This window comes from Pseudomonas sp. NY15372, assembly GCF_048068215.1.
Lineage (GTDB): Bacteria > Pseudomonadota > Gammaproteobacteria > Pseudomonadales > Pseudomonadaceae > Aquipseudomonas > Aquipseudomonas guariconensis_A.
Window position 1 is genome coordinate 66,081 of record NZ_JBLUPY010000021.1, and the last position, 10,613, is coordinate 76,693.

Below are 10,613 nucleotides of genomic sequence, written 5' to 3' on the forward strand. Positions count from 1 at the left end.
GAGCGTGTCACTGATCGCTTCCGACCAATTCCGCATCGTTGTCGGCCTCGGCAAGAGCGGCATGTCCCTGGTTCGCTTCCTGGCGAACCGGGGCATCGCCTTTGCGGTCGCCGATACCCGCGAGCAGCCGCCGGAACTGGAAACCCTGCGCCGTGAATACCCGCAGGTGGAAGTGCGCTGTGGTGAACTGGACGTGGACTTCCTGTGCCGCGCCAACGAACTCTATGTCAGCCCTGGGCTGGCCCTGGCCACCCCGGCCCTGCAGCAGGCTGCCGCACGTGGCGTGAAGCTGTCCGGCGACATCGAGTTGTTCGCACGGTTTGCCAAGGCGCCGATCGTGGCCATCAGCGGTTCGAACGCCAAGAGCACCGTGACCACACTGGTTGGCGAGATGGCCGCCAAGGCCGGCAAGCGCGTGGCCGTGGGCGGCAATCTGGGCACCCCGGCGCTGGACTTGCTAGACGACGCGGTGGAGCTGTACGTGCTGGAGCTGTCCAGCTTCCAGCTGGAAACCACCGACCAGCTCAACGCCGAAGTAGCGACCGTACTGAACATCAGCGAAGACCACATGGACCGCTACAGCGGCCTGCCGGCCTACCACCTGGCCAAGCACCGGATCTTCCGTGGCGCGCGCCAGGTGGTGGTGAACCGTCAGGATGCCCTGAGCCGGCCGTTGCCGGTCGAAGGTCGTCCATGCTGGACCTTCGGCCTCAATACGCCGGACTTCAAGGCCTTCGGTCTGCGTGAAGTGGACGGTGAAAAGCACCTGGCCTTCGAATTCCAGGCATTGATGCCGGTGCGCGAACTGAAGATCCGCGGTGCCCACAACCAGAGCAACGCCCTGGCCGCCCTGGCCCTGGGGCACGCCGTGGGCCTGCCGTTCGCACCGATGCTCGAGGCTCTGCGCGAATTCACCGGGCTCGCCCACCGCTGCCAATGGGTGCGCGAGCGCAACGGCGTCAACTGGTACGACGACTCTAAGGCCACCAACGTCGGTGCCGCTCTGGCCGCGATCGAAGGCTTGGGCGCGGACATCGACGGCAAGCTGGTGCTGATCGCCGGTGGCGATGGCAAGGGCGCCGACTTCTGCGCCTTGCGCGAGCCGGTGGCGCGCTTCTGCCGCGCGGTGGTGCTGCTGGGCCGTGACGCCGAACGCCTGGCCGAGTCGCTGGGCGAGGGCGTGCACCAAGTCAGGGTCAAGACCTTGGACGAAGCGGTGCAGCAGTGCGCCGAACTGGCCCAGCCTGGTGACGCCGTGCTGCTGTCGCCGGCCTGCGCCAGCCTGGACATGTTCAAGAACTTCGAAGAACGCGGGCGCCTGTTCGCCCAGGCGGCGGGAGGGCTGGCATGATCTTCGGCATCCTCAAGCCTTATCCATCGCCGCTGATCAGCGGCCGCGGCATCGACCTGGACTTCGCCTTCCTCGCCGGTTGCCTGGCGCTGCTGGGCCTGGGCCTGGTGATGATCACCTCGGCGTCCTCGGAAGTCGCCGCGGTGCAGTCGGGCAACCCGCTGTACCACATGTTCCGCCACCTGGTGTACGTGGCCCTGGGCCTGGTCGCCTGCGGCGCCACTCTTCTGGTGCCGATCGCCACCTGGCAGCGCATGGGCTTCATGATGCTGGTCGGCGCCTTCGGCCTGCTGGTGCTGGTACTGGTGCCAGGCATCGGCCGTGAAGTGAACGGTTCGATGCGCTGGATCGGCTTCAGCTTCTTCAACGTCCAGCCTTCGGAGATCGCCAAGGTCTTCGTGGTCATCTACCTGGCCGGCTACTTGGTGCGCCGGCAGCAGGAAGTGCGCGAAAGCTGGATGGGCTTCTTCAAGCCGTTCATCGTCTTACTGCCGATGGCCGGCCTGCTGCTGATGGAGCCGGACTTCGGTGCCACCGTGGTCATGATGGGCGCCGCGGCGGCAATGCTGTTCCTCGGCGGGGTGGGGTTGTTCCGCTTCAGCCTGATGGTGGTGCTGGCGGTGCTGGCGGTGTTCGTGTTGGTCCAGGCACAACCCTACCGGATGGCGCGCCTGATCACCTTCACCGACCCGTGGGCCGACCAGTTCGGTTCCGGTTACCAGTTGACCCAGGCGCTGATCGCCTTCGGTCGCGGCGAATGGCTGGGCGTGGGCCTGGGCAACAGCGTGCAGAAGCAGTTCTACCTGCCTGAAGCGCACACCGACTTCGTGTTCTCGGTACTGGCCGAGGAACTGGGTGTGGTTGGCTCGCTGTGCACCGTGGCGCTGTTCGTCTTCGTCACCGTGCGTGCCCTGTATATCGGCCTATGGGCCGAGAAGGCCAAGCAGTTCTTCGCCGCCTACATGGCGTTCGGCCTGGCCTTCCTGTGGATCGGCCAGTTCCTGATCAACATCGGCGTGAACGTCGGCCTGCTGCCCACCAAGGGCCTGACCCTGCCGTTCCTCAGCTACGGCGGCAGCTCCCTGGTGATTTGCTGCGCCTGCGTGGGCTTGTTGCTGCGCATCGAATGGGAGAGCCGCACGCACCTGGGCAGCGAGGAGCACGAATTCAAGGAAAGCGATTTTGCCGAGGAGACCTACCATGGCCGCTGACGGCAAGAACGTCCTGATCATGGCCGGCGGTACCGGGGGGCACGTGTTCCCGGCCCTGGCCTGTGCTCGTGAGTTCCAGGCCCGCGGCTACAGCGTGCACTGGCTGGGTACCCCGCGCGGCATCGAGAACGAGCTGGTGCCCCAGGCCGGCCTGCCATTGCACTTGATCCAGGTCAGCGGCCTGCGCGGCAAGGGCAAGCTGTCGCTGCTCAAGGCGCCGTTCACCCTGGTCAAGGCCGTGCTCCAGGCGCGGCGTGTCATTCGTCAGCTCAAGCCGGCCTGCGTGCTGGGCTTTGGCGGCTACGTGACCGGCCCTGGCGGCGTTGCCGCGCGGCTGTGCGGCGTGCCGCTGGTGATCCACGAGCAAAACGCCCGGGCCGGTACCGCCAATCGGCTGCTGGTGCCGTTGTCGGCCCGTGTCTGCGAGGCATTCCCGAACACCTTCGAGGCCAGCGACAAGCGCCGCACCACCGGTAACCCGGTACGCCCGGAGCTATTCCTGGACGCCCATCGCGAGCCCCTGGCCGAGCGCCGTGCACGCCTGTTGGTGCTCGGCGGCAGCCTGGGTGCGGAACCATTGAACAAATTGCTGCCTAAGGCCCTGTCGGAAGTGCCCGCCAGCGTACGCCCCGAGGTGTTCCACCAGGCCGGCAAGCAGCATGCGCCGATCACTGCCGAGCGTTATCGCGAAGCCGGGGTCGAGGCTCAGGTAGAGCCCTTCATCAAGGACATGGCCCACGCCTATGGCTGGGCCGACATGGTGGTCTGCCGGGCCGGTGCCCTGACCGTCAGCGAACTGGCGGCCGCCGGCCTGCCCTCGGTGCTGGTGCCGTTGCCCCACGCCATCGATGACCACCAGACCCACAACGCCCAATACCTGGCACGTGAAGGCGCCGCCTTCCTGATGCCACAAGCGACAACTGGCGCAGCGCAGCTCGCTGAACGCCTGAACGAGGTGCTGATGCAACCCGAGAAACTCAACACCATGGCCAGCACCGCACGGCGCCTGGCCAAACCTGCCGCAACCAGCACCGTGGTCGATATCTGCCTGGAGGTGGCCCATGGTTGAGAGCCAGAAAGCCATGCCCCAGCCGAAGATGGGCCGTATCCGTCGCATCCACTTCGTCGGTGTCGGCGGCGTGGGCATGTGCGGCATCGCCGAAGTGCTGCTGAACCTGGGCTATCAGGTATCCGGTTCCGACCTCAAGGCCTCGCCGGTTACCGAGCGCCTGGAGTCGTTCGGTGCCGAGATCTTCGTCGGCCACCGCGCCGAGAATGCCGCCAATGCCGATGTGCTGGTGGTGTCCAGCGCGATCAACCCGGCCAACCCGGAAGTCGCCACCGCCCTTGAGCGTCGCATTCCCGTGGTGCCGCGCGCCGAGATGCTTGCCGAGCTGATGCGCTACCGCCATGGCGTCGCCGTGGCCGGCACTCACGGCAAGACCACCACCACCAGCCTGCTGGCCTCGGTATTCGCTGCCGGTGGACTGGACCCGACCTTCGTCATCGGCGGTCGCCTGACCGCGGCCGGTACCAACGCCCAGCTCGGCACCAGCCGCTACCTGATCGCCGAGGCCGACGAGAGCGACGCCAGCTTCCTGCACCTGCAGCCGATGGTCGCGGTGGTCACCAATATCGACGCCGACCACATGGCCACCTACGAAGGCGACTTCAACAAGCTGAAGAAGACCTTCGTCGAGTTCCTGCACAACCTGCCGTTCTATGGCCTGGCCGTGATGTGCCTGGACGACCCGGTGGTGCGCGAGATCCTGCCGCAGGTCAAGCGCCCGACCGTCACCTACGGTTTCAGCGACGAGGCCGACATCCGCGCCATCAACGTGCGCCAGCAGGGCATGCAGACCCACTTCACCGTGCTGCGCCGTGATCGCGAGCCGCTGGACGTTTCGGTCAACATGCCGGGTAACCACAACGTGCTCAATGCCTTGGCCACCATCGCCATCGCCACCGACGAGGGCATCAGCGACGAGGCCATCGTCCAGGGGCTGTCCGGCTTCCAGGGCGTCGGCCGACGCTTCCAGGTGTACGGCGAGCTGCCGGTCGAAGGCGGCAGCGTGATGCTGGTCGACGATTACGGCCACCACCCGACCGAAGTGGCCGCGGTGATCAAGGCCGTGCGTGGCGGCTGGCCGAGCCGGCGCCTGGTGATGGTCTACCAACCGCACCGCTACAGTCGCACCCGCGACCTGTACGACGATTTCGTACAGGTGCTGGCCGACGCCAACGTGCTGTTGCTGATGGAGGTCTACCCGGCCGGCGAAGAGCCGATCCCCGGCGCCGACAGCCGCCAGCTGTGCCACAGCATCCGCCAGCGCGGCCAACTGGACCCGATCTACATCGAGCGCGGTGTCGACCTGGCACCGCTGGTCAAGCCGCTGCTGCGCGCCGACGACATCCTGCTGTGCCAGGGCGCCGGTGACATCGGTGGCTTGGCCCCGCAATTGATCAAGAGCCCGCTGTTCGCTGGCGCGGTCGCCAGCCCGGAGAAATCGAAATGAGCAGCGCATACGCCAAGTTGCACTCCACCCTGGACGTGAAGGCCTTCGGTCGCGTCGCCGTGCTGTACGGCGGCAAGAGCGCCGAACGCGAAGTGTCGCTCAAGTCTGGCAAGGCCGTGTTGCAGGCACTGACCGAGGCCGGTGTCGACGTGGTCGGCATCGACGTGGGCGATGACCTGCTGGCTCGCCTGCAGAGCGAGAAGATCGACCGCGCCTTCATCATCCTCCACGGCCGTGGCGGCGAAGACGGCAGCATGCAAGGCCTGCTGGAGTGCCTGGGCATTCCCTACACCGGCAGCGGCATCCTGGCCTCGGCGCTGGCGATGGACAAGCTGCGTACCAAGCAGGTCTGGCAGAGCCTGGGCATTCCGACCCCGCGCCACGCCGTGCTGGGCAGCGAAAACGATTGTGTCGAGGCAGGCACGGAACTGGGCTTCCCTTTGATCGTCAAACCGGCCCATGAAGGTTCCAGTATCGGCATGGCCAAGGTGAACAGCGTCGAAGAGCTGGTCGCCGCCTGGAAGGATGCCGCCAAGTACGATTCCCAGGTGCTGGTCGAACAGTGGATCCGCGGCCCGGAGTTCACCGTCGCGGTGCTGCGTGGCCAGGTGCTGCCGCCGATCGCGCTGGGCACCCCGCACGTGTTCTACGACTACGACGCCAAGTACATCGCCAATGACACCCAGTACCGCATCCCGTGCGGCCTGGACAGTGCCAAGGAACAGGAACTGATCGACCTGACCGCGCGCGCCTGCGATGCCATCGGCATCGAAGGCTGGGGCCGGCTGGACGTGATGCAGGACGAGCAGGGCCGGTTCTGGCTGCTCGAAGTCAACACCGCACCGGGCATGACCGACCACAGCCTGGTGCCCATGGCGGCCCGCGCGGCCGGCCTGGACTTCCAGCAGTTGGTGCTGGCGATCCTGGCTGCCAGCGTCGAGACGCGAGGTTAACAGCCATGCAAGGCGCGATGTTACGTCATCAGCAACCCGCCACCGGCCGTAGCAAGCCGGTGCCGCGTGGTGCCAGCCGACTGGTGGCCAAGGAGCCAATGTCGGCGCGCCTGCCCAAGGCCAACTTCAGTGTGTTCAAGCGCCTGCTGTGGCCGGTGCTGCTGGTGGCCGCCGGCTTCGGTGCCTATGAAGGTGCCGTGCGCCTGATGCCGTACGCCGACCGGCCGATCACCAAGATCGCCGTGCAGGGCGACCTGAGCTACATCAGCCAGCAGGCGGTGCAGCAGCGGATCGCGCCCTACGTGGCCGCGAGCTTCTTCAGCGTCGACCTCACGGCGATGCGCACGGAGCTCGAGCAGATGCCGTGGATCGCCCACGCCGAAGTCCGTCGTGTCTGGCCGGACGAAGTGGTGATCCGCCTGGAAGAACAGTTGCCGGTGGCGCGCTGGGGCGACGAGGCCCTGCTCAACAACCAGGGGCAGGCCTTCACCCCGCGCGAGCTGGCCAACTACGAGCACCTGCCGCAGCTGTTCGGGCCGCAGCGTGCTCAGCAACAAGTCATGCAGCAGTATCAGGTATTGAGCCAGATGCTGCGCCCCTTGGGCTTTTCCATCGCTCGCCTGGAGCTGCGCGAGCGAGGCAGCTGGTTCCTGACCACTGGCGCGGGCAGCGCCGGGCCCGGAATCGAGCTGCTGCTGGGGCGCGACCACCTGGTGGAGAAGATGCGCCGTTTCATTGCCATTTACGACAAGACACTCAAAGAGCAGATCACCAACATCGCCCGCGTTGATCTGCGGTACGCCAACGGGCTTGCCGTTGGCTGGCGGGAACCGATTGCACCGACGACGGCCCAACCCGCCGTTGCGAAGAATTAGAGAGAGGCAGGACCATGGCAAACGCGCATAGCGGCAAAATGATCGTCGGGCTGGACATCGGCACCTCCAAGGTGGTGGCGCTGGTGGGTGAAGTGGCCGACGACGGCTCCCTGGAAATCGTGGGGATCGGCACGCACCCATCCCGCGGCCTGAAGAAGGGCGTGGTGGTGAACATCGAATCGACCGTGCAGTCGATCCAGCGCGCCGTGGAAGAGGCGCAGCTGATGGCCGGCTGCCGGATCCACTCGGCGTTCGTCGGTGTCGCCGGCAACCACATCCGCAGCCTGAACTCCCACGGCATCGTTGCCATCCGCGACCGCGAGGTGAGCACCGCCGACCTCGAGCGCGTACTCGACGCTGCCCAGGCCGTGGCCATTCCGGCCGATCAGCGGGTGCTGCACACCCTGCCGCAGGACTACGTGATCGACAACCAGGAGGGCGTGCGCGAGCCCCTGGGCATGTCGGGCGTGCGCCTGGAGGCCAAGGTCCACGTGGTCACCTGTGCAGTCAATGCCGCGCAGAACATCGAAAAATGCGTGCGCCGCTGCGGCCTGGAAATCGACGACATCATCCTCGAGCAACTGGCGTCGGCCTACTCGGTGCTGACCGATGACGAAAAAGAACTGGGCGTGTGCCTGGTGGACATCGGGGGTGGCACCACCGACATCGCCATCTTCACCGAAGGCGCGATCCGTCACACCGCGGTGATCCCGATCGCCGGCGACCAGGTGACCAACGACATCGCCATGGCCCTGCGTACCCCGACCCAGTACGCCGAGGAAATCAAGATCCGCTACGCCTGCGCACTGGCCAAGCTGGCCGGCGCTGGCGAGACCATCAAGGTGCCGAGCGTGGGCGATCGCCCGCCGCGCGAGCTGTCGCGCCAGGCCCTGGCCGAGGTGGTGGAGCCCCGTTACGACGAGCTCTTCACTCTCATCCAGGCCGAGTTGCGTCGCAGCGGCTACGAGGACCTGGTGCCGGCCGGCATCGTCCTCACCGGCGGCACCGCGAAGATGGAAGGCGCCGTGGAACTGGCCGAGGAAATCTTCCACATGCCGGTACGCCTGGGCGTGCCGCACAGCGTTCGGGGGCTGAGCGATGTAGTACGCAACCCGATCTATTCCACCGGCGTGGGCCTGCTCACCTATGGCCTGCAAAAGCAGACCGAGGACCTGCCCTTGACCGGCAACAGCAGCAACAACAGCTATGGCGATGAACCGAAGGCCCCGGTGCTTGAGCGATTCAAGCGTTGGGTCCAGGGCAACTTCTAAGTTTCAAAGCAGTAGTGGTAGGCGCAAAAACTAGAGAACTGTAAGGAGAGGGAAAATGTTCGAGCTCGTAGACAACGTCCCGCAAAGCCCGGTCATCAAAGTGATCGGCGTCGGCGGTGGTGGCGGCAACGCCGTCAACCACATGGTCAAAAGCAATATCGAAGGCGTCGAGTTCATCTGCGCCAACACCGATGCACAGGCGCTGAAGAACATCGGCGCGCGCACTATCCTGCAATTGGGTACCGGCGTTACCAAGGGCCTGGGTGCAGGTGCCAATCCGGAAGTCGGCCGCCAGGCCGCGCTGGAAGACCGTGAGCGTATCGCCGAAGTGCTGCAGGGCACCAATATGGTGTTCATCACCACCGGCATGGGTGGCGGTACCGGTACCGGTGCTGCGCCGATCATCGCCGAAGTGGCCAAGGAAATGGGGATCCTCACCGTTGCGGTAGTGACCCGTCCGTTCCCGTTCGAAGGCCGCAAGCGCATGCAGATCGCCGATGAAGGCATCCGCATGCTGGCCGAGAGCGTCGACTCGTTGATCACCATCCCCAACGAGAAGCTGCTGACCATCCTGGGCAAGGATGCCAGCCTGCTGTCCGCCTTCGCCAAGGCCGACGACGTACTGGCCGGTGCCGTGCGCGGTATCTCCGACATCATCAAGCGCCCTGGCATGATCAACGTCGACTTCGCCGACGTGCGCACCGTGATGGGCGAGATGGGCATGGCGATGATGGGTACCGGCTGCGCCAGCGGCCCGAACCGTGCCCGCGAAGCCACCGAGGCGGCGATCCGCAACCCGCTGCTCGAGGACGTCAACCTGCAAGGCGCCCGCGGCATCCTGGTGAACATCACCGCAGGCCCGGACCTGTCCCTGGGCGAGTACTCCGACGTCGGTAGCATCATCGAGGCCTTCGCCTCCGACCACGCGATGGTCAAGGTCGGCACCGTGATCGACCCGGACATGCGCGACGAACTGCACGTGACCGTGGTGGCCACTGGCCTGGGCGCGCGCATCGAGAAGCCGGTCAAGGTCGTGGACAACACCCTGCAGAACGCCCAACAGGCGTACGAGGCGTCCATCCCGGCACCGGCTCGCCAGGAGCAGCCAGCAGTCAACTACCGTGACCTGGAGCGTCCGACCGTGATGCGCAACCAGGCCCATGGCGGTGCTGCCGCAGCAGCTAAACTCAACCCACAGGATGATCTGGACTACCTCGACATCCCGGCGTTCCTGCGTCGCCAGGCCGATTAATGGAATTTATCAGGGGTATAGGGGTGATTGGTGTTCAGCAAAGGCCGGGTCTGTTATCATCCCCAGCCTTTGTTGATACCTGTTCGCAATTTGCGCTGAAGCGGCCAATGCCATGATTAGACAACGCACCCTGAAGAATACCATCCGTGCCACAGGTGTCGGCCTGCACTCCGGGGAGAAGGTCTACCTGACCCTCAAGCCAGCGCCTGTGGACACCGGCATCGTCTTCCGCCGTGCCGACCTCGACCCTGTCGTCGAGATCCCGGCGCGCGCGGCCAACGTCGGCGAGACAACCATGTCGACGACGCTGGTCAACGGTGACGTAAAGGTCGATACGGTCGAGCACCTGCTCTCCGCCATGGCGGGCCTGGGCATCGATAACGCCTACGTCGAGCTCTCCGCCTCGGAAGTACCGATCATGGATGGCAGCGCGGGCCCCTTCGTATTCCTGATTCAATCCGCCGGCCTGGAAGAACAGGACGCAGCCAAGAAGTTCATCCGCATCCTGCGCGAAGTGACGGTGGAGGAGGGCGACAAGCGCGCCACCTTCCTGCCTTTCGACGGGTTCAAGGTGAGCTTCGAGATCGACTTCGATCATCCGGTACTGCGCAACCGGACCCAGAGCGCCAGCGTCGACTTCTCCAGCACGTCGTTCGTGAAGGAAGTCAGCCGCGCCCGTACCTTCGGTTTCATGCGCGACATCGAGTACCTGCGCAAGCACAACCTTGCGTTGGGCGGCAGCGTGGAAAACGCCATCGTGGTCGATGAGGACGGCGTGCTCAACGAAGACGGCCTTCGTTACGAAGACGAATTCGTCAAGCACAAGATCCTCGACGCCATCGGCGACCTCTACCTGCTGGGCAACAGCCTGATCGGCGAGTTCAAGGGCTACAAGTCCGGACACGCGCTGAACAACCAGCTGCTGCGCAAGCTCATTGCCGAGAAAGACGCCTGGGAAGTGGTCACTTTCGAAGATGCCAGCACGGCACCGATCTCCTACATGCGCCCTGTTGCGGCCGTGTAAGTTCGAACACTCTCTAGTTCATTGAGGCCACCTTCGGGTGGCCTTTTTTATGGTGCGCCAGGCATGGCGCGTTGCGCGCAAGCGCAACCTGCTTGGCTGTGGTGGTCGAGTGGGTGACTTGGAGGTGAAAGTCCTCTACACACCCGGCAAGGGGAAGTGT

The 10,613-nt window shown here is 65.1% G+C and carries 9 protein-coding genes; all 9 read left to right on the forward strand.

What is annotated here, in order from left to right:
• The first annotated feature begins 4 nt into the window (after positions 1–4).
• The 9 genes from murD (at position 5) to lpxC (ending at position 10,453) form a co-directional block, all read left to right on the forward strand.
• The gene (gene murD, locus ACNFG0_RS15540) at positions 5–1,351 is read left to right on the forward strand and encodes a UDP-N-acetylmuramoyl-L-alanine--D-glutamate ligase (protein WP_196156195.1); all 1,347 of its coding nucleotides are present in this window, start codon (positions 5–7) and stop codon (positions 1,349–1,351) included.
• A complete protein-coding gene (gene ftsW / locus ACNFG0_RS15545; RefSeq protein WP_230381251.1) occupies positions 1,348–2,562 on the forward strand; it encodes a putative lipid II flippase FtsW in 1,215 nt (404 codons plus the stop codon). Before murD ends, ftsW begins: the two co-directional genes overlap by 4 nt.
• A complete protein-coding gene (gene murG, locus ACNFG0_RS15550; RefSeq protein WP_196167237.1) occupies positions 2,552–3,631 on the forward strand; it encodes an undecaprenyldiphospho-muramoylpentapeptide beta-N-acetylglucosaminyltransferase in 1,080 nt (359 codons plus the stop codon). Before ftsW ends, murG begins: the two co-directional genes overlap by 11 nt.
• Positions 3,624–5,078 carry a UDP-N-acetylmuramate--L-alanine ligase gene (murC, locus tag ACNFG0_RS15555; protein WP_416765507.1) on the forward strand — a complete coding sequence of 485 codons (1,455 nt, stop codon included), beginning with the start codon at positions 3,624–3,626 and terminating at the stop codon, positions 5,076–5,078. Before murG ends, murC begins: the two co-directional genes overlap by 8 nt.
• Positions 5,075–6,031, forward strand: a complete 957-nt coding sequence (locus tag ACNFG0_RS15560) for a D-alanine--D-alanine ligase (RefSeq protein WP_196144346.1) — start codon at positions 5,075–5,077, stop codon at positions 6,029–6,031. The genes murC and ACNFG0_RS15560 overlap by 4 nt, the downstream gene beginning before the upstream one ends.
• A gap of 5 nt (positions 6,032–6,036) precedes the next feature.
• Positions 6,037–6,906 (forward strand): cell division protein FtsQ/DivIB, encoded by an 870-nt coding sequence (locus ACNFG0_RS15565; protein ID WP_196144345.1) that lies wholly within the window; start codon positions 6,037–6,039, stop codon positions 6,904–6,906.
• Positions 6,907–6,920: 14 nt separating this feature from the next.
• Positions 6,921–8,177 carry a cell division protein FtsA gene (gene ftsA / locus ACNFG0_RS15570; protein ID WP_084857289.1) on the forward strand — a complete coding sequence of 419 codons (1,257 nt, stop codon included), beginning with the start codon at positions 6,921–6,923 and terminating at the stop codon, positions 8,175–8,177.
• Positions 8,178–8,232: 55 nt separating this feature from the next.
• On the forward strand, positions 8,233–9,429 hold the full coding sequence (gene ftsZ / locus ACNFG0_RS15575) for a cell division protein FtsZ (protein ID WP_084857291.1): 1,197 nt from the start codon (positions 8,233–8,235) through the stop codon (positions 9,427–9,429).
• Between the two features lie 112 nt (positions 9,430–9,541).
• Positions 9,542–10,453 (forward strand): UDP-3-O-acyl-N-acetylglucosamine deacetylase, encoded by a 912-nt coding sequence (gene lpxC / locus ACNFG0_RS15580; RefSeq protein WP_070092350.1) that lies wholly within the window; start codon positions 9,542–9,544, stop codon positions 10,451–10,453.
• The last annotated feature ends 160 nt before the right edge of the window (positions 10,454–10,613 follow it).